Annotated in this window: 16 protein-coding genes; 14 read left to right on the top strand and 2 right to left on the bottom strand. The window is 43.9% G+C overall.

Features of this window, described 5'->3' with window-relative positions:
- Positions 1 to 234 precede the first annotated feature (234 nt).
- From JKM87_RS12155 to JKM87_RS12100, 12 genes are all read left to right on the top strand, one after another.
- Complete coding sequence (locus JKM87_RS12155; RefSeq protein WP_202080631.1) at positions 235 to 690, top strand: DUF6884 domain-containing protein; 456 nt, start codon at positions 235 to 237, stop codon at positions 688 to 690.
- Between the two features lie 179 nt (positions 691 to 869).
- Positions 870 to 1922, top strand: a complete 1053-nt coding sequence (locus tag JKM87_RS12150) for a LacI family DNA-binding transcriptional regulator (RefSeq protein WP_202080630.1) — start codon at positions 870 to 872, stop codon at positions 1920 to 1922.
- 51 nt (positions 1923 to 1973) lie between these two features.
- Entirely contained in the window at positions 1974 to 2999 is a 1026-nt protein-coding gene (locus JKM87_RS12145; protein ID WP_202080629.1) for a ribokinase, read from the top strand.
- A 98-nt stretch (positions 3000 to 3097) separates the two neighbouring features.
- Entirely contained in the window at positions 3098 to 4597 is a 1500-nt protein-coding gene (locus tag JKM87_RS12140) for a sugar ABC transporter ATP-binding protein (protein ID WP_202080655.1), read from the top strand.
- A 70-nt stretch (positions 4598 to 4667) separates the two neighbouring features.
- Positions 4668 to 5558, top strand: coding sequence for an ABC transporter permease subunit (locus JKM87_RS12135; RefSeq protein WP_202080654.1), 891 nt, complete (start codon positions 4668 to 4670; stop codon positions 5556 to 5558).
- Between the two features lie 138 nt (positions 5559 to 5696).
- Complete coding sequence (gene rbsB, locus JKM87_RS12130) at positions 5697 to 6641, top strand: ribose ABC transporter substrate-binding protein RbsB (RefSeq protein WP_236838793.1); 945 nt, start codon at positions 5697 to 5699, stop codon at positions 6639 to 6641.
- Positions 6642 to 6822: 181 nt separating this feature from the next.
- On the top strand, positions 6823 to 8166 hold the full coding sequence (locus JKM87_RS12125; RefSeq protein ID WP_202080628.1) for an exo-beta-N-acetylmuramidase NamZ family protein: 1344 nt from the start codon (positions 6823 to 6825) through the stop codon (positions 8164 to 8166).
- A 36-nt stretch (positions 8167 to 8202) separates the two neighbouring features.
- Positions 8203 to 9561 carry a serine hydrolase domain-containing protein gene (locus JKM87_RS12120; RefSeq protein WP_202080627.1) on the top strand — a complete coding sequence of 453 codons (1359 nt, stop codon included), beginning with the start codon at positions 8203 to 8205 and terminating at the stop codon, positions 9559 to 9561.
- A gap of 88 nt (positions 9562 to 9649) precedes the next feature.
- A complete protein-coding gene (locus tag JKM87_RS12115; RefSeq protein WP_202080626.1) occupies positions 9650 to 11782 on the top strand; it encodes a glycoside hydrolase family 3 N-terminal domain-containing protein in 2133 nt (710 codons plus the stop codon).
- A gap of 71 nt (positions 11783 to 11853) precedes the next feature.
- Positions 11854 to 13203 carry an ABC transporter substrate-binding protein gene (locus JKM87_RS12110; protein ID WP_202080625.1) on the top strand — a complete coding sequence of 450 codons (1350 nt, stop codon included), beginning with the start codon at positions 11854 to 11856 and terminating at the stop codon, positions 13201 to 13203.
- Positions 13204 to 13294: 91 nt separating this feature from the next.
- Positions 13295 to 14188 (top strand): carbohydrate ABC transporter permease, encoded by an 894-nt coding sequence (locus JKM87_RS12105; RefSeq protein ID WP_202080624.1) that lies wholly within the window; start codon positions 13295 to 13297, stop codon positions 14186 to 14188.
- Between the two features lie 87 nt (positions 14189 to 14275).
- On the top strand, positions 14276 to 15163 hold the full coding sequence (locus JKM87_RS12100) for a carbohydrate ABC transporter permease (RefSeq protein WP_202080652.1): 888 nt from the start codon (positions 14276 to 14278) through the stop codon (positions 15161 to 15163).
- A 28-nt stretch (positions 15164 to 15191) separates the two neighbouring features.
- Here the strand turns inward: JKM87_RS12100 and JKM87_RS12095 are convergent, their stop codons facing one another.
- On the bottom strand, positions 15192 to 16622 hold the full coding sequence (locus tag JKM87_RS12095; RefSeq protein WP_474001479.1) for an MATE family efflux transporter: 1431 nt from the start codon (positions 16620 to 16622) through the stop codon (positions 15192 to 15194).
- A gap of 166 nt (positions 16623 to 16788) precedes the next feature.
- On the opposite strand from JKM87_RS12095, the gene JKM87_RS18215 reads away from it, so the two are divergent.
- Both JKM87_RS18215 and JKM87_RS12085 read left to right on the top strand, forming a co-directional pair.
- Positions 16789 to 17661 (top strand): AraC family transcriptional regulator, encoded by an 873-nt coding sequence (locus tag JKM87_RS18215; protein WP_202080623.1) that lies wholly within the window; start codon positions 16789 to 16791, stop codon positions 17659 to 17661.
- A gap of 126 nt (positions 17662 to 17787) precedes the next feature.
- Positions 17788 to 19257 (top strand): hypothetical protein, encoded by a 1470-nt coding sequence (locus JKM87_RS12085; protein WP_202080622.1) that lies wholly within the window; start codon positions 17788 to 17790, stop codon positions 19255 to 19257.
- 77 nt (positions 19258 to 19334) lie between these two features.
- On the opposite strand, the gene JKM87_RS12080 is transcribed toward JKM87_RS12085, so the two are convergent.
- Positions 19335 to 19784 carry a DnaJ family domain-containing protein gene (locus JKM87_RS12080; RefSeq protein WP_202080621.1) on the bottom strand — a complete coding sequence of 150 codons (450 nt, stop codon included), beginning with the start codon at positions 19782 to 19784 and terminating at the stop codon, positions 19335 to 19337.
- Positions 19785 to 20016 lie beyond the last annotated feature (232 nt).

The following is a 20016-nucleotide window of genomic DNA, read 5'->3' as shown; positions in this document are numbered from 1 at the left end:
AAAACCTCCTTTTGATTTTGAAGCGTGAGGTAGATTCTGTCGTGTTGTCCTGTACAAAAAATTATGAATCTTAAATCTATTATATATAAAAAAGCGTAAAGGCAAGGTGAAAAAATAGTAATCCTTTCGTAAACGAACATGATTGGATAAAAAGTCCTATTTTTACCTCTAAGTATTTACATTAAATGACAGTTCTATTAATCTATGAGTAACAAGAGTAAAGGGAGGATGCCAATGAAAAGATTGTGTATCGTACCATGTGGCTCGAAGAAAATTTGGGATATCGAACCGGAGACAGGACCTACCATGGCAAAAGATGCTTATATTGGGGCTTTTGGTAAGGCGTGTCAACGCTATGCCAGCCAGTTTTTTGATCATTGGGTCATTCTATCAGCGAAGCATGGTTTTTTGTACCCCACAGATATGATACATGAAGACTATGATGTCTCTTTCCTTTCCAAATCTGACGAAGTGATCGGGATTGATAGACTTACAGATCAGGTTCAGAGTAAGAATCTAGCCGACTTTACGGAAGTTCACGTGCTAGGGGGAAAGAAATATCGGACCGTCGTTGAACAAGTCTATAATGGAGATGTACAACTAAAATATCCGTTGCAACATTGCAAGGGCATCGGGTATATGCTACAGGCTTTGAATCGAGCAAATAACGAAGGTAAAGAGCTCATATAAAGTAACCAAATGAAAAAGCTATCTAACCCCACACCTCCCAAGAGGAACCTTGACAGGGTAAAACGACCATAATAGAATAGTGACAAGTTTTGTAACCGGTTACACTTTTGTGCCTGAGTCCCTTTCAGTTTTTGTTTAAAAGTGAAAGCGGTTCTAATTTGTAAAAAAGGAGGTTCGTTATGGCGACCATTCGGGATGTAGCCAACTTGGCAAAAGTGTCTGTGGCCACCGTCTCCCGTGTCTTAAACGACAGTGGTTATGTCAACAACAAAACCAAGACACGCGTGTTAGAGGCGATGAGAGAGCTTCACTACACACCAAGTACAATTGCTAGAAGTCTCAATAATAAGAGGACGAAAACGATAGGTTTGGTTGTGCCTGACATTACGAATCCGTTTTTTCCTGAGCTTGCTCGTGCCGTAGAAGACGTCGCACAACATGATGGCTACACCGTTATTCTCTGCAACTCAGACGAGCATGTAGAGAAGGAGCGACGGTATTTTGAAGTCCTGAAGCAGAAGTATATAGACGGTGTGATCCTTGCATCAAATGCTGATCAAAATCCTGATGTTTATCTTCAGATGCCCGTTGTCGTCCTTGATCGCAAGGTGAATGAACGTATACCGACTGTCGTGGCAAAAAACCGAGAGGGGGGAAGGTTGGCTGTTCAACATCTCGAAGATGTAGGCTGTACGAGAATAGCGCATATAGCTGGGCCACAAAGGATAAAGTCAGCTGAAGATCGTAAGCTCGGCTACTTAGAGACCGTCAGTGATCAGCCTTGGTATTCCCCGGATTACATTGTTCATGCCGAGTTTGATATCAAACATTCAGAGGAAGCGACGACGGAACTTTTAGCCGCTCACCCTGAGATAGATGGTATATTTGCTGGTAATGACTTGATGGCCGTTGGTGCCTTAAAAGCGATTCACCGTTACGGTAAAAAGGTACCTGAAGATATAGCCATCATCGGATTTGATAATATATCATTGACAACCACTCTTGTTCCCGAGCTCAGTACAATCGCTCAACCCCTCTATGAAATGGGCTCATTGGCTACTCGGTTACTTATTCAACACATAGAACAACGAGGAAATCATGAACATACTGACCAACACCTCGATCATGATTTAAATCGATGTTACGAATTAGACATTGAACTCATAGTCAGAGCATCCACCGCTAGAAAAAAACATGTGACTCAGATGAAGGCATTAAACATTCAAGAATAGGACAAGTCTAACGTTGTGATAGAAAGCTAAAATGAGTGGAGGGAGAATGAGATGTCACACATCGTTGTTGTAGGAAGTATTAACATGGATTTAGTCGTCGAGTCCAACCATTTTCCCCGTAAAGGTGAGACGCTACTTGGGCAAACTTTTTCCCAAATAAAAGGAGGGAAAGGGGCTAATCAAGCGGTTGCTGCTGCTAGACTTGGCGCTTCCGTTTCAATGATTGGAGCAGTGGGTGAAGATGCCTTTGGAGAAACACTATACACCGCTCTAGAAGAAGAAGGTATTCATATGCATGGCGTACGCAAAGTAAAAGAGCAAACGACAGGTATTGCTCAAATCACGCTCGCAGAGCAGGATAATACCATCCTGGTTGTACCCGGGGCTAATAAGTCTTGTACGCCAGAGTGGCTAGCCCAGCATCGACAAACGCTATTGCAAGCGGATATCATTCTCCTTCAGTTAGAGATTCCTCTCGAAACGGTTGAAGCCACAATAAAGTTAGCCCATGAGTATTTTATTCCCATCATTCTTAATCCCGCACCAGCTCAAAACATTTCCCCCCATTTACTGAAAAAAGTGACCTATCTTACACCGAATGAAACTGAACTCCAAACGCTAAGCTCAGATCAGTATCTACAATCCCATGGAGAGAAAGAGATGAACGAAAACACACATACAGATGACTCACAATCTGATCAGCCGGAAATAGACACCACAACACAGGCTGCTTATCAGGAAAAGCATAGGATAGAAAGGCTCCTTCGTCACGGCGTTAAATACTGTATCGTCACAAAAGGGGCTAAAGGTGTGGCTTTTGCTTATTTAGATGATGGTCAAATGATTTTAAGGGACTGCCCTAGCTATAAAGCGGACGTCGTTGATACGACGGGGGCTGGCGATGCTTTCAATGCAGGATTCGCCGTCGCACTCGCTGAAGACAAGCCATTAGATAAAGCGATTTCTTTCGCCTCAGCCGTTGCAGCCGAAGCGGTTAGTCAATACGGAGCACAACCTGGTATGCCTTACCGTGATCAGATCGATAAGCATATCAGTGAAAACGGATGTCGACCATAAGCGGGTCGATCAAGGCTCTCTACATGTCGCTTACAGGTCACCGGACGTGCTTTTATTGTAGAACCTAGGAGGTGGGAAAGGTGGAGACACTGGTCAATATGGAGGGCATCCATAAAACTTTTTCAGGTGTTGAAGTTTTAAAAGGGGTTCAGTTTAATCTAGTAAGTGGAGAATGCCATGCCTTAATGGGGGAGAACGGAGCCGGTAAATCCACTCTAATGAAAATATTAAGCGGCATATATCGTAAAGACAAAGGTCAAATCAATGTGAAAGGGGAAACAGTCCATTTTTCAGGTCCTCTCGATGCGATATCTCAAGGGATTGCCGTTATTCATCAGGAATTAAATATCATAGCCGAACTCACCGTCGTCGAAAATTTGTTTCTAGGACGAGAGTTAACCTATGGTAAGAGTGGGGTATTACGTTGGCGTGAAATGGTCAATGAAGCTACAAAATATCTTGAACGTCTGGAGTTGAAAATAGACCCCACCATGACAGCGGGAGCCCTTTCCGTCGGCCAACAGCAAATGCTAGAGATTGCCAAAGCGCTTTCCATGAATGCAGATGTTCTTATTATGGACGAGCCCACTGCTTCTCTGACTGGTAAAGAAACCGAAACTTTATTTCACATCATCCGGCAACTTAAAAGAGCAGGTGTGGGAATCGTGTACATTTCCCATCGACTTGAGGACATTTTTGCTATATGTGACCGCATCACGGTTCTTCGAGACGGCGCTTATATAGGGACTGAAGCAACACAGAAGATTGATTTTAATCATGTTGTTAGGATGATGGTCGGGCGAGACATTGGAGAACAATTCCCTGTTAGAAAGACCAACTTGGGGGATGTATGTTTAGAGGTTGAGGATTTAACTCGGGATCATCATTTGCACCACGTGTCATTCTCTATACGGGAAGGCGAAATACTTGGCATTGCTGGGCTAATGGGGGCAGGGCGGACATCGTTAGTACGCGCTATTTTTGGGGCGGAACCTATAGAGCGTGGCACCATTAAGCTGAATCAGCAACTGATGCATATTCGTTCACCGTTGGATGCCATTACCCATGGAATCGCATTCGTGACTGAAGATCGTAAGCATGAAGGTCTGTTTTTAGATATGTCTGTCAAAGAGAACTTGTCGATGAATCACCTTGATCAAGTGACACATGTTCCACGATGGATTTCCTCCAATAAAGAAGAGTCATTTGTAGAACACAAGATAAAGCAGCTTAATATCAAAACATCACACCTCGATCAGCTGGTACGAAAACTGAGTGGTGGGAATCAACAGAAAGTGGTCATAGGTAGATGGCTCGGTGTCCAACCAAAGGTACTGATCTTAGATGAGCCTACTCGAGGTGTTGATGTCGGAGCCAAAAAGGAAATCTATCAAATCATGAACGCATTAACAGAGCAAAACGTAGCGGTCATCATGGTTTCTTCGGAACTACCTGAGATATTAGGTATGAGTGATCGGGTGTTAGTGATGCATGAAGGTAGGGTGACAGCTGATCTACCCATAAGAGAGGCAGATCAAGAACGGATTATGCACGCTGCAACGGGAGGTAAAAACCTTGAGTCTTCCACAAATATCTGATCAAAAACATAAGAAGCTTACTGATCTGACACGGACCTTTATCGGTGAACACATCCAGCGGCTAGGCCCAATGGTAGGACTGATGCTCATCGTTATCGTCCTATCCATTCTCACTCCGAACTTTCTTACATTGAGTAATGTACTTAATATTTTACGCCAAGTGTCTATTAACGCCCTAATCGCACTAGGGATGACATTTGTCATTTTGACAGGCGGTATAGACTTGTCCGTTGGGGCTATATTAGCGCTATCAGGTGCCCTTACGGCTGGTATGCTCGTTTCAGGTGCTGATCCAATCTTAGCTGTAGGTGTCGGTCTGCTCGCTGGGACAATGATGGGAGCGTTTAATGGATGGATCATCGCAAAAGGAAAAGTAGCCCCTTTCATTGCCACATTAGCAACGATGACCATTTTTCGTGGTCTGACATTAGTGTATACGGACGGACGGCCTATATCAGGGTTAGACAACGACGTTTTCCATATGCTCGGGGCGGGATATTTCTTGGTGGTGCCTTTGCCTGCTATTTGGATGTTGGTCAGCTTTATTGTCCTATATTTTATTTTAAAGAAGACGACATTTGGAAGACACGTCTATGCCATTGGAGGTAGTGAAGAAGCTTCTCGACTCTCAGGTATACGAGTCGATCGGGTTAAGATCTATGTTTATGGCCTTAGTGGTTTACTGGCTGCTCTAGCAGGTATTATTATGGCCTCTCGCCTAGATTCAGCTCAACCCAATGCCGGATTCACCTATGAATTAGATGCGATAGCTGCCGTCGTCTTAGGGGGAACTAGCCTAAGCGGTGGGCGAGGGTGGATTATAGGGACGCTCGTTGGCGCGCTTATGATAGGTGTCTTGAATAATGGCTTGAATTTACTCAACGTATCTTCCTTCTATCAGCAGGTCGTCAAAGGGAGTGTCATACTGCTGGCCGTATTACTCGACCGTAAGAAGGCGTAACTTACAATAAGCTCTTAAAGATGACCTAAGTATTAACGTTGCTTTATGATCGTTTGGCCATTGATAAGGCTAAAGATTTCGGGCTTTATCCAGCGCCAGTTATAGATGTTTATCCATTACGTTTAAGGAGGCGATGAGATGTTGACAATTCATATGAACAAAAAAACCCTTACTTATTTGTTATCTGCTGTATGCATGGTGGTTTTGATGACGGGGTGTACGACTGAATCACCTGTAAATGGGGAGGATGTCAATCGGAGTGATAGAGATGATGAAACGCTGGTTATTGGGCTCTCTATATCAACGCTAAACAACCCTTTCTTCGTGAGTTTAAAAGAGGGAGCGGAGCAAGAAGCTGACAATCAAGGGGTGGAGATCATCACAGTTGATGCCCAAGATGATCCAGCTAAGCAAGTGGCAGACGTTGAGGATTTAGTACAACAAAACGTGGATATCCTGCTGATCAACCCGACGGACGGTGATGCGATTGTAACGGCCATTAATACTGCAAATGACGCAGGCATCCCTGTCATTACAGTGGACCGAGCTGCAGACGGTGGTGAGGTGTTAGCCCATGTTGCATCAGATAATGTCGCAGGCGGTGTTCTGGCTGGCGAGAAGATCATTGAACTTGTCGGAGATGAAGGCCATATTGTTGAACTGGAAGGGATTGCGGGCACTTCTGCCGCACGGGACCGTGGTGAAGGTTTTAATCAAGCGATGAGCCAATCAAACTTAAGCGTTGTAGCCAGTCAGCCTGCAGACTTTGACCGCGCGCAGGGGTTGAGTGTCATGGAGAATATCTTACAAGCACAGGATAACATCGATGCCGTATTTGCGCATAATGATGAAATGGCCTTGGGTGCATTACAAGCCATAGAGGCGGCGAACCGTGATATTATCGTTGTGGGCTTTGATGCCACAGATGACGCTGTTCAAGCCGTAGAAGAGGGCAGGATGGCTGCAACGGTTGCCCAACAACCCACACTGATAGGTCAGATCGGCGTTGAATCTGCTGTTGCACATCTACAGAACGAAAGTATCGAAGAGACCATCCCCGTTGAATTGGAATTAGTAGAATGAGGTTAATTTAAAATAAGGTTTGTCGCGTATGTAAAATCTTATTTCAAAAATAAATATACTCTATTGACAATATATTTTAATGGTTTATCATTGGTTCATATAGACCCCCTTAACTATTGATGAGATTTGAATCAAACAACTATGATTGACTAAAATAAATTGAAAATTCAGAGGAGGTTTAATGTTGGGAAAGTATGCGGCAATCTTTATGTCTGTTGTGTTAATCATGGCTATGGTAACTTCGGTGAGCGCTGATGCTTCATTGTCAGTGCAAACACAAAGTGGCAACAAGGATGAAGCATCGTTATCTCTGGGTGTTGAGCGTTTGCTTACAGAAGAAACTGATCTCGTGAGTGGTAAAAAAGTAGGACTAATCACGAATCCAACAGGTGTAACGCAAGAGTTAGAAAGCATTGTTGACCTTCTCTACCACCACCCTGATGTAGACTTAACAGCCATGTATGCCCCAGAGCATGGCGTACGTGGAGACAAGCAAGCGGGTGAATACGTTGAGTATTATATCGATGAATATACAGGGGTACCCGTCTATAGCTTATACGGTGAAACGAGAAAACCGACTGAGGATATGCTCGAAAACGTGGATGTTTTACTTTTTGACATTCAAGATGTTGGCACGCGATTCTATACTTACATTTATACGATGGCCTACGTGATGGAAGCTGCTGAAGAGTACAACATCCCCGTCGTCGTTTTAGACAGACCGAACCCTCTTGGAGGGCAGAAAGTAGAGGGACCTGTATTACATCCGGATTTTTCATCCTTTGTGGGCATGTACCCCATTCCTTTGAGACATGGGATGACGGTAGGGGAATTAGCCCTTTTATTTAATGAAGAATTCGGTATAGGGTCAGATTTAACTGTTGTAGAAATGGAAGGCTGGCAAAGATGGATGTATTACGACGATACACCGCTGCATTGGGTGTTGCAATCTCCAAACATGCCAGCATTAGATACAGCGCTCGTATATCCTGGGGCCGCTTTAATTGAGGGAACGAACGTCTCTGAAGGAAGAGGGACAACCAAACCCTTTGAACTCATCGGAGCGCCTTATATCAACTCGACTGAACTAGCTGAAACGTTAAATGACCTTGGTTTACCAGGCGTAACATTTAGAGCGGCATCGTTTACCCCTGCTTTCTCTAAGCATGCTGGTAAGTTATCTAACGGAGTCCAAATACATGTTGATGATCGTGACGTTTTCCTTCCTGTAGAAACTGGGCTCCACATTGTCAAAACCTTACATGATATGTACCCTGAAGATTTTGCCTTTATTAACCCTTGGGGAGATTATTTCTTTGACCTTCTCATCGGTAACGATCAGACCCGATTAGGTATCATGGAGGGAGAATCGGTCGAAACCATCACAAGTGAGTGGGCATCAGACCTCCAAAGTTTTAAAGAAATGAGAGAGCAGTATTTGCTCTATCCCGAACATAATAGAGGGAGATCACCGGGTAGTGAAGATCATCCCGGTAGAGGTGCACAACCGCCAAGTCAAAACTAAGATTAATAAGTACTATTGAAAAGGGGAGGAAATAATATGAGGCTCCGTCAGAAAGTGACTTGGGTCGTTTGTGCCTTGTTGGTTCTCTGTATGGCAACACCGCAGTCTATCACGATCGCTGACGACCAGTCCAATGGTTACCTCCAGGCACAGCCTTTTACTGATGAAGTCCCGAGTACACTAGCAGAGCATGCGCCACCGCCATGGGCAAAAGCATGGATGAGAGGAGAACATAGCCAATACGAGTTGAGAGAGGGTTTACCGATGCAGGTCCAAATGCGACCAGAACCTGTCGCTGAAATCGATGAAGTTATTAAGTCCGGCATGACAGAGGGGAAGTTTCCAGGTGCAGTGGCCATGGTCATCAAAGAGGGTCGTATTGTAAAGCATGAGTCGTATGGACATGCCGTAAAATACCAAAATGGACACGAGTTGCAACCTGACGATCAACAAATTGAGACTCAGAAAGATACGATTTATGACATTGCTTCCATGACAAAGATGTTTACGACGATCGCTGTCATGCAGTTGGTAGAAAAAGGAGAAGTTGATCTAGTTACCTCAGCGTCCGAATACCTACCTGAATTGAATGATGAAGCTAAAAGAGATATCACGGTGCGGCAGATGTTGACCCATACATCTGGACTACCAGCGTGGCTGCCGCTGTATACTTATTCAGATGATGAGGAACGTCTCCAGGTCATTTATGACACACCACTTGCCAATGAGCCGGGGACCACGTACGCATACAGTGATTTAGGTTTAATATTATTAGGGCAATTAGTAGAACGTGTCTCTGGTTCCACACTGGATCAGTATATCGCCAAACATATTACTGAGCCGTTGGGCATGGAAGATACGATGTTTAATCCTCCGGCTGAATGGCAACATCGTATCGCTGCAACGGAATACCAACCGTACATTGATCGAGGTATGGTTCAAGGGTCTGTACACGATGAGAATGCTTATTCATTTGGTGGTGTCGCTGGTCACGCAGGATTATTTAGCACAGCCCACGATCTCGCCATTCTATCCCAAGCGATATTGAACGGTGGCGTATACCAAGGAAATAGAATTTTAGAAAAGAGTACGGTTGTAGACATGCTCACCAATCAGATTACAAATGAAGCCAATTTAGCTCAGGGGTTAGGGTGGCAACTTAATAGAAGCTGGTTTATGGGTGAACTAGCTTCCCCTTCTACGACAGGACACACCGGTTTTGCAGGGACGTCCTTTGTCCTAGATCCCGAGCGGGAAACGATTGTTATCTTGCTTACCAATCGTGTACACCCAACACGTGACACCGGTTCCATCAATCCTTGGAGGCAAGGCTTGGCAAATAAAGTTGCAGAAGCTATCGATGAGCATCCAAAACAACGACGGGCCAATCCATAATGGTTGAGGATAGACATGTTAGATCGCTGAAAACACCCGTGGTATAACATAATGAGTGAAATAGATACCAGAGAGGGGATCCTTATACATGAGAGTGACACTACACCTGTTACTTGTACTAGGGTTACTATGTTCTCAGATCATCGTCGGTCAGCAACCGTCGCAAGCCAATGATGATGTAGCGCCTAGTGATGTCATCATCTATCAGAATGTACCTGAAGTAACAGTATCCGACGTCAAGACAGCTGAGTCAGGCAGGCCTCAGTTAGAACTTGATGCCTTAGCGATATATACCGATGGTGATGTCCGTCTGACGGAGACCAACCTGACGTGGACATCAACAAATCAGAATGTGGCCACAGTTGACCAGAACGGACGGGTCACATTGACGGAGCAGAACGGGAGAACATTTATCACGGTCACCAATGGTATGCACGAGGATCGTATTGCTATAGATTATAAAGTGAACGCCCCGAATGCTGATAAGCACAAGGGAAAACCAAATGAAGCAGTACAAATCTTGAAGGAGACGGGTGATCGATATGATATCGTAGCGAAGATACGAGCACAAATGACCCTAGAGGAAAAAGTGGGCCAAATGCTAATGCCCGATTTTCGCTACTGGGATGGTCAGGCTGTTGTCGAAGTCCTGCCTGAAATAGAAGAGATGATACGCGAGTACCACGTGGGAGGCGTGATTTTATTCAGAGAGAATGTGGTGTCCACGCCTCAAATCATTGAACTCGTTAACGGATATCAAGCGGCTGCAGAAAAATTAGGCTTATTACTCGCCATCGATCAAGAAGGGGGCATTGTGACACGTCTTCAAAACGGGACCGACCTACCAGGAAATATGGCACTCGGAGCCACTCGATCTGAAGATTTAGCGTTTCAAGCAGGAGACGTCATCGGCAATGAGCTGGAGGTCCTTGGTATTAACATGAATTTAGCCCCAGTTGTTGATGTGAATAATAACCCAGATAATCCTGTTATTGGTGTACGTTCCTTTGGAGAAGACCCTACTCTCGTAGGAGACATGGGGGTTAGCTATGTCCATGGACTACAGCAAAATGGCGTGGCAGCAACGCTCAAACATTTCCCGGGACATGGTGACACAGCGGTAGATTCGCATCTAGGTTTACCAGAAGTCCCTCATGATAAAGAACGATTACGTGATGTAGAGCTTTATCCTTTCCAAAGGGCGATGGATGCAGGTGTCGATGCCATCATGACAGCGCATGTCACTTTTCCAATGATAGATGATCAAAAAGCCATATCTAGAAAAGATGGGGAAGAGATCGCCATTCCCGCCACGTTATCTTATCCTGTCCTCACAGAGCTCATGCGTGAAGAGATGGGGTACCAAGGTGTTGTCATGACAGACGCGATGAACATGAATGCCATCACGGATCATTTCGGTTCAGTTGACGCTACCATTCGCGCGGTTAAAGCGGGTGCCGATATTATTTTGATGCCGGTCGGATTAGAGGAAGTCTTTAACGGCATACTGGATGCTGTTCATGAAGAGGAAATTTCAGAAGAAAGAATCAATCAATCGGTTGAAAGAATACTGGCGCTTAAATTAAGTCGTGGGATACTGAAGTCAGAAACATTTGAATCTACCGAAGAGCAAATTGAACAAGCAGAAAAAGTGATCGGGTCTGAGGCCCACCAAGCCATAGAGCAAAACATTGCTGATCAGTCGGTGACCCTGTTAAAAAATGAAGGGGTACTGCCATTAAAGCCTCAAACCGACGAGAATATAGTTGTCATTGGTCAGTCTTTTGTGTCATCGCTGACTGAAGCCGTGGAGGAACATCATGACAACGTATCACTGATTCAACTCCAATCGTCACAACGCACGCTGACAAGTGAACAAGAACAACTAGTACAAGAAGCGGATTACATGATTGTAGGGTCCTATACATATAACGTAGCCGGGCGCTCACCAGATCATCCCCATATGCAACTGTTTCAACAGTTACAGGCCATGAATAAACCGATGGTCGGGATCGCCATTCGTAATCCTTATGACATTATGGGATATCCTCACGTGAACGCCTATTTGGCCCAATATGGTTTCAGGGAAGCGAGCTTTAAGGCCACGGCAGATATCTTATTTGGTGAAAAGTCTCCAACAGGTCAGTTACCTGTGACCATACCGAACCTTGAAGGTGGCGTGTTATATGAGTACGGGGAGGGGTTAGATTTCGGAGAGTGATCGTATTCTTAAAATGCTGTAAAGAGAATAAACTGACGATATAACTAAGACGTTATTGAGGGGGGCCAAACATGAATGTTACAAAAAGTCAAAAAATGCGGTGGATGCCACTTTTTCTGTTTGTGGCTATAGTATTACTGGTTGTGGGGTGTAGTTCTGAGTCGGCCGATTCACCTGAAGAGCAAGGAAGCCAGGGCGGCCAATCAGCAGATGGTGAGATATCTGGAGAACTAGAGATTCAATACTTTGTCGGGGGTTATGGAGACGCATGGTGGAAAGAGGTCATCGCTGATTTTACCGAGCAATACCCTGACGTGACTGTAATCGAACATGCTGGACCAAACATCAACGAGGAAATGAGAACGAGATGGATCTCAAACGACCCACCAGATGTTGTCTACATAGACGGAGCGGGGTCTAGTGAAACACAAATGATAGAAGATGGCCAATTAATGGATCTAACGGATTGGGCCAGTGAGATTACACTAGAAGATGGTTCTCCTTTGCTAGATAGTTTTATCGTTGAGCCTAACCGTCATGAAGGTCAACTTTACACACTACCGCTAGTCTTTGACACTTGGGGAATGTGGTATAACGCAGCCTTGTTTGAACAAGAAGGGTATGAAGTGCCAACGGACTTCGAGAGCTGGATGAACACCATGACAGAGATTAGAGATCGTGAAAGTATTGAACCGTTCACCACGACAGGTCAACATCCATATTACTTTTTAAGAGGGGTACTATATCCCGCGTTTGCTTCTGTGGGAGGAGATGAGCTACTCGCTGACCTTGTGACAGGACAAGAAGGGGCGTGGACGAGTGAACCTGTATTAGAGGTGATGAAAAAAGTCCAAAGAATGCAGGAAGAAGGGATGATAGATGAGGGGTACGCGGCGTTTAATCACACTCAGTCTCAAATGAACTTCTTGTTAGGGCAGAATGCTTTTATCCCGGTTGGTTTCTGGCTACCAAATGAGATGGCCAATGATATCCCGGATGACTTTACATTCGGTTTCATCCCTTCACCGATGCAGGAGCCGGGTGAACCCTACCGTATTGTACCAGACTTACGACCGTTGGCGATTGCCGAAGAAGCTTCAAATCCTGAAGCTGCTAAAGCCTTTGTGGCATTTGCATTCAATCGCGAGTTCGCACAACGCTTCTCTGAATATACAGGGGCAATTATTAACTTGACGGGGGTTGACTTAACGGGCAATGATCAAGTACCAGACTACCTGAAAGAAGCGAATGAGATGTTTAACGATCCAGACCAAGTTCAGATCAACTCTCTGCCGCATCCGATGAGCGCAGACTTAGAAACACCAATCAGTAACGCACTTGTAGCACTGATGACAGGTAATATTGATGCAGAAGAATTTTGTGAGAGAGCTGAGGCCGCTGCAGCCGATTATAGAGATTAATGTATGAGATTTTAGGAATGTGGCGATTTTTCGTCACATTCCTATCATAATTATTGACCAAACCTAAACTACACAATAAGAAGGTGAACACATGGTTCAACCTAAATCTCAACGTATCATATTCTTAATGTTTTGTATTCTTCCGACACTGCTCTTATTTGCAGTCTTCACCATTTATCCATTATTTAGCGGTCTTTATTATTCTTTTTTTGAATGGTCCGGTTCAGCTTCGGATAAAGAATTTGTGGGTTTAAGCCATTACATACAATTAATGAATGACCCTATCATTCCTAGAACGATTATCCATGATTATTTTCTCGTGGTCACAAAGGTAATTGGCATTATGATTTTGGCTACTTTTTTCGCTGTGGCGCTGACTCAACTACGGATAAAAGAAGCCCCGTTCTACCGTGTGGTTTTCTTTTTTCCGAACATTATGTCTGTCGTGGTTATTGGGATACTGTGGGCTTTTATTTATAATCCGAATCTAGGTTTTGTCAATGCTGGACTTGAAGCAATTGGTTTAGGCCAGTATACGCAACCGTGGTTAGGGAGTGAGAGATGGGCTCTGCCGAGTCTGGTTTTACCTTCCGTTTGGGCGGGGATAGGATTATTTATGTTAATGCTCATGGGAGGGATTCTGAACGTACCTAAGAGTTTATATGAAGTGGCCAAGATTGATGGTGCCACTGAATGGCAACAGTTTTGGAAAGTGACAGTTCCACTCATATGGCCTCAAATTAAAAACTCTATTCTGTATATTATCATTACCACGTTGAATGGTTCTTTTATCATCGTGCAGGTCATGACCCAGGGGGGACCGAATAATGCTACGCATGTGATGGGCTCTTATCTCTATCAACAAGCTTTTAAACAGTATAACTTCGGGTATGCGGCCACGATAGGTGTCATGATCCTGATCATCTCCTTAATTACCGTGATGATCATGCAATTCTTCTTAAGAAAAGAGAAAATACAATACTAGGGGGGAGAGCGCGTGAAACAGAATCAGAAGTCAGTCGATATAAACATGAACACAAACACAACCACAACCCCCTTGCCGACAGAACGGATGAAAGGTGGGCGGACACCTACACCAAACACACCCAAACAGGGAACAAAGACGTCTATTAAGGCACTGTTAACAAAGATAATCATCCGTGTACCGTTGGTATTGTGGACGATTGCAGTACTCTATCCTATCATTTGGATGATATTAGGGGCCTTGAAGTCAAACGCTGAAATCTATGCTTCACCTTGGGGATGGCCCGAAACCCTACGTTTTGAGAACTTTGCCCAAGCATGGTCAGAGTATAATATTAGCACCAGTTTCTTTAATAGTTTAACTGTGACTGTCATGGGTGCTTTATTGACCTTAGCTCTCGCCATCCCGACTTCTTATGCCATAGAGAGGGTCCGTTTTCGTGGCCATACCGTTTTATATTATCTCTATCTGTCAGCCATGATGATCCCCATGGTACTTGGGTGGATTCCTTTGTTCTTTTTACTCCTAGAGGTTAATCTATTGGACAGTTTATTCGGATTAACTCTGGTTTACGCAGTAAGCCAAGTGCCCTTCAGCATCTTTATCCTCACGGGATTTATGAGTTCGATACCTAAAGAGTTAGAGGAATCAGCCGCTATAGATGGGCTGTCCCCTTATGGCACACTTTTTCGAGTGGTCATGCCTTTATCGCTCTCTGGTATCATCACGGTCACCATTATGAATGCGATCTTTTTTTGGAACGAGTACTTTATGGCGCTCATCTTTCTCCAGTCCTCTGAAAAGTACACGTTAGGTTTGGCAATGGACTTTTTGAACAAAGAGGCGCAATACACCAATGCGTGGGGGACTTTGTTTGCCGGTTTAACCATATCGATCATTCCTGTTATTATCGCCTACGCCATTTTCCAGCGTCGCATCTCAAAAGGTATGACAGAAGGTGCGGTGAAAGGATAAGCGTGACTGGCGTGATAGAGTTATCCTTTTATCCACTGACAGCCTCCTCTTGAACAGGAGGTTTTTCTTTTTCCTCTCTGACAAAGCTCATATTTTCCCATACGCGAGAACGCCAACGCATCATCATTAATATACCACGCAGCCACTCATCGACAATCATCGCTATCCACACACCCATAAGTCCCAAACCATGATAAATCCCAAGATAGTAAGCGAGGGGGACACTGATGCCCAGCATGGAAGCGATCCCCATGTATACCGGGAACTTAACATCCCCCGCTGCACGCAGAGAATTGATGACGACGACGTTAAAGCATCGACCCGGTTCTAGAATGATACATAACATGATCAGCGTACTCCCGACGGCAATAATGTTAGGATTGTCTGTAAAAATGCTAAATAAGTGTTCGGACAAAGTAGTGGCAATGATGGCCATAGTAATGGATATCACCAGCGCATAACGCAAATTCTGATTACACGTTTGATAAGCGTCACTCAGTTTACCTTCACCGACCTTGTGTCCAATGAGGATCTGTGTGCCTTGACCAATGGCGATGGCAAAAACAAAGATAAACATCATAATATTAATCGTATATACGCGCGTGGTAATCATCTCTGTGCCTAACATGACAACGAAGAAGGTAATCAGGACCTGAGACGTATTATATGCTAGATGCTCCCCAGCAGAAGGGATACCAATTCTCAGTAGTTTCGATAGATAACCCTTAGGTAACGAGAATATCTGTCTAAATGGTAAAGGGGTTTCAACTCTCTTAACCAAGAGATAGATAATGGCAATTAACCCTAATGAGCGGCTCACAGCAGTGGCTATAGCCACCCCTTGAACCCCTAGTACTGGCAGACCAAAAGGACCAAAAATAAACATATAGTTACCTACGACATTTATGATGTTCATCCCCATGGTCACGTACATGGCATCACGTGTGAATCCATAGCTTTTAATCGCCGCCCCAGTGGTCATGATTAAGGCGAGAATAAACGCAAAACCGCCTGTGATCTGGGTATATAGAACAGCATCTACTAGGACTTCAGGCTCGACCCCCATTTGTAATAACACAGGTTCAGCGAATAGAAATAAACAAATACTGAGTACAAAACTAAACACAAGATTGGCCCCGAGTGATACGACAACCACTTCCGAAGCTTCTTTCTCTTTTTGCGCCCCTAAATATTGCGCCACGATAATACTAGTCCCCGTGGCAATAAATCCAAACATAACGATAATCATCATGATAATTTGATTGGAAACCCCAACGGCAGCGACGGCGTTATCGGAATACTGACTAAGCATTAAAGTATCCGCGTTACCCATAAGCATATGGAGTAAAATCTCTATAAATATAGGCCAAGTGAGGGCAAATAATGTGAGCTTCGCCTTTTGATTGCCTGTTTCGACTGACTTGTGACGAGATTGTGGTTGTTTATTTTCCTCTTTCACGGATGGTCCCCTCCTTGTTAGCACTACAATGAAGCAATAGCTCATGGACGGCACTAACATTAACATGAAAACAGTTTAAAGTATATAAGGTTTTCGATAGAATAGAAAGGGAAAGAATCGATTTATTTTGGATAATTCCGACCTCATCATTTAAAGGGGGCATTGGGTGAGAATATTAACTTTTTCTGCACCGCCATTTCCAACATATATCATCGGAGGGCATGCAACGTTCCAAAAAGGAAAAAAACATTTTCAACGCACCTTTACTGTTTTTGATCTTCTCTACGTTTCCAAAGGCAAATTGTATTTTTCCGAGGATGGGGTTTCTTATGAAATAGGTGAAGGAGAGTATATCATCTTAGCACCAGGCTTAGAACATGGAGGACATAGACCATGTGAAATAGAAACGAATTTTTATTGGCTTCACTTTGAGATTCCTACCACTTATGAGTTAGCGACAAATGCCGTGAGCGACTGGAGTCATGTGATCAAACAGGACGCGACGTTTACCCAACCCGCTACCTATCAGTTTCATATCCCCCGTTTTGGGCATTTCAAACAAAGGGAAACAATGGAAGACTTATTACATCGACTCAACACGTTTAATAAAAGACAAACCCCAGAACAGAAGCTCCGTCAACAGGTCCTTTTTCAAGATTTGATTATTCACTTACAGCAGGAAGCCTTTAGTGTGCCAAGTTCGGCTGAACAGGTCACCCAGCGTGTCATTCAATATATGCATGATCATTACCAAGAGCCTGTTAAAATGGAAGACCTGGGACAAGCCTTACTCTTTCACCCAGATTACATTACGCGGTGCATGCAACAAATGACAGGGTTATCACCATTACAGTATCTCAGACAGTATCGCTTATCCATCGCCAAACATCTGCTAGCCACCACGAACAAAAAGATGTCTTCCATTTCAAAAGATGTAGGTATATTAGATCCAACTTATTTTTCTAAGCTGTTTAAAAAAACAGAAGGGCTAACACCTATCGAGTATCGGCGTGTCGTTAGAAGAAATGAAGGAATATGAAGAACGGTGTCGAATTTTAGTGCAGACCATGATGGATGAAACATTATCATGGAGACATTGTTCCGAATCTTTATCCGAATCTTTATCAACAACTTTTAAGAAGCTTTGTAGAATGGGGAGAGTGTGATGAAGTTGCAACGCAAGAAAAACAACGGTCAACAAACAGTGCAAAACAGAAAAGAATTAAACAAACAATTGAACAAAATTGTGACCTTTGTAACGGTATTGGTATTCGTCGTGATCGTCACAAGCGGTTGTTCACTGTTGAATTTAGGTGCGGAAAATTCATCTCAAGTCACAACTGAGGGCATGACCTTTAATGAGAAGATTCAATGGTCGGAGACGATAAATAACCTCGATTTTGAAGTAACGAGTACAACAAATGATTGGCCGATTGAGGTTACAGCGAGTGTGACGAATCAGTCTGCACAATCTGTTCCTTATTTTATCGGTAGCTCAACAGAGGGTTGTGAAACGGACTTATATATAGAAGCCATACATGTTGAAAGTGACACAGCGTTAGTAACGGAGCGAAAAGACGGTGCTTCAGAATGTACAGAAGACGTGGTGTCAGATGATCTTGAAAGTGGGGACACCATTAGTCGAACGTTTCTCTTATATTCTAATGCAATAGAGGGGCGTCCAGTCCCAGCGGGGGAATACAACATCATTGCTTCATTTCAACATGTGGGAGCCCCCATTGTATCTGCAGAAAAGTACGTATTAAACACTGGAGATGCTCATCAATCCCAAGCAGAGGAGTTAGATCAGGAGCAGGACGGGACTCACCAAAGTCCTTCATCCGAGAATGAGGGTATAAGTAAAGATCTAGATGAAGATGTAAGTTGGCGCGACCGCCTAAAACGAAGCGCTGTGCTTTTTGAATATCAACCCGTTTTTGAGCTTGAAGAGACGGTCACACGTGTAGAGGAGCCTGTGGACATACTTCGAGAGAAGGATCTCCAGGGCGACTCGTTTGTCTTATTTCAGTATCAATCACCGTCGGAAGAGACGGAGACACAATCGGAGTCTGATCAAGCCCACAGTGAGGACCCTAACCAGATATACCTAGGGGCAAAAGGAGAGAACGGTGAGTTGTATCGCTATCTCTCAGTGAGTCGGGCTGGATTTCTTGACTCGATAGAGTTGAAGCGTGACATCGTGATGGGTACGGCTTACATCGTTGTGAGTGGTTTATACCATGAGGACTATATGCAAACCAAGGTGATACGTACAGATGGAGAGACCATGCATTATATGATACTTGATGGTCACTTAACCGTCACGGATGTTGACGATGATGATCGTGACGAATGGGTGACTCGTCATGGGAACGGACCAATCACAACCGTTTACAAATGGAGAGAGGGTCAGTTAGAGTATCTCGTTGTTAACGATTGGGTAGAGCATTTTACGGTCGTATACCAAGGAAAAGGTGTGTTTGAGGCATACACACAGGGTTTATCTGATGCAGTTGAACAATTCAAATTAGAGGGTCACAGGTTAGTTCAGCTTGAAATAGAAGAAGAGGAGGAGGAAGAGGAAGATCAACAAGGTGAAGAAGAGGCGAGAGCTAACGTAGAATATGATGAATGAAGGTATGTGAAGAACAAAAATGAATGATCAGCCCTTCATCACTAAGCCGAGCGGTTATATTAGCCACTCGGCTTTCACTATTCCCATTTTTGTAACTGTTGTTGAATGCGATCTCGATAAATTTTTGATTTCTGTAAAAGAGGGTTGGGGACTTCGCGATTATACTTGGCAATTAATTCATTGATCTCTTCAATCCGACTATCGATATGGTTGATATGGTTCTCATCTTGTTGGTCTAGGGTATGAACCACTTCACGTATCTCATCACGAATGCGTTGCTGTAAATCGACCCATCCTGGGACATAATTTGCATTTTTGAGCACGTTGGACAGTGCGTCTCCGCTAGATAGGTCTAGCTTTTTCCCTTTATGAGGCAGATCATCAAAATCTCCCTTTTCCTGTGCTTGTGCAAATGCAGCATCCATGAGTGTTTGTGCCCGATCCTGCACCATCTTACTGTTCTCAAAATGGGGTTTGCCCTTCGTTTCATGACCAAGTTTGTCATCGCTTTGTTTTCGCCCGTTCATCTATAAACCTCCTTGTCTATTTCCTTTAATAGTATCATTTACCAGAACTTGATCATCAATCGTGCATAGTGTTTTATACATCATATTCGCTAATGATACCTTCGTTTCCTCTTACACAGTAAATACGACTTTTTGCTAAAAAACGACACAATATTACAAAATCACCTTGAATTTTCATGCTATTTTAGTTAAGGTTTTGCATCGTTCATAACATGCGTATTACCGAATAGGT

This window comes from Caldalkalibacillus salinus, from assembly GCF_016745835.1.
GTDB classification, from domain to species: Bacteria; Bacillota; Bacilli; order Caldalkalibacillales; family JCM-10596; genus Caldalkalibacillus_A; species Caldalkalibacillus_A salinus.
This window is presented reverse-complemented; position numbering and strand designations above follow the sequence as displayed.

Bases quoted from the DNA above. Each gene is read 5' to 3' on its own strand.
- JKM87_RS12085 (WP_202080622.1), top strand. From the start codon at position 17,788: ATGAAGTTGCAACGCAAGAAAAACAACGGTCAACAAACAGTGCAAAAC.
- JKM87_RS12115 (WP_202080626.1), top strand. From the start codon at position 9,650: ATGAGAGTGACACTACACCTGTTACTTGTACTAGGGTTACTATGTTCT.
- JKM87_RS12135 (WP_202080654.1), top strand. From the start codon at position 4,668: ATGGTAGGACTGATGCTCATCGTTATCGTCCTATCCATTCTCACTCCG.
- JKM87_RS12110 (WP_202080625.1), top strand. From the start codon at position 11,854: ATGAATGTTACAAAAAGTCAAAAAATGCGGTGGATGCCACTTTTTCTG.
- JKM87_RS12150 (WP_202080630.1), top strand. From the start codon at position 870: ATGGCGACCATTCGGGATGTAGCCAACTTGGCAAAAGTGTCTGTGGCC.
- JKM87_RS12080 (WP_202080621.1), bottom strand. From the start codon at position 19,784: ATGAACGGGCGAAAACAAAGCGATGACAAACTTGGTCATGAAACGAAG.
- JKM87_RS12125 (WP_202080628.1), top strand. From the start codon at position 6,823: ATGTTGGGAAAGTATGCGGCAATCTTTATGTCTGTTGTGTTAATCATG.
- JKM87_RS12155 (WP_202080631.1), top strand. From the start codon at position 235: ATGAAAAGATTGTGTATCGTACCATGTGGCTCGAAGAAAATTTGGGAT.
- JKM87_RS12145 (WP_202080629.1), top strand. From the start codon at position 1,974: ATGTCACACATCGTTGTTGTAGGAAGTATTAACATGGATTTAGTCGTC.
- JKM87_RS12120 (WP_202080627.1), top strand. From the start codon at position 8,203: ATGAGGCTCCGTCAGAAAGTGACTTGGGTCGTTTGTGCCTTGTTGGTT.
- JKM87_RS12100 (WP_202080652.1), top strand. From the start codon at position 14,276: ATGAAAGGTGGGCGGACACCTACACCAAACACACCCAAACAGGGAACA.
- JKM87_RS12140 (WP_202080655.1), top strand. From the start codon at position 3,098: ATGGAGGGCATCCATAAAACTTTTTCAGGTGTTGAAGTTTTAAAAGGG.
- rbsB (WP_236838793.1), top strand. From the start codon at position 5,697: ATGTTGACAATTCATATGAACAAAAAAACCCTTACTTATTTGTTATCT.
- JKM87_RS12105 (WP_202080624.1), top strand. From the start codon at position 13,295: ATGGTTCAACCTAAATCTCAACGTATCATATTCTTAATGTTTTGTATT.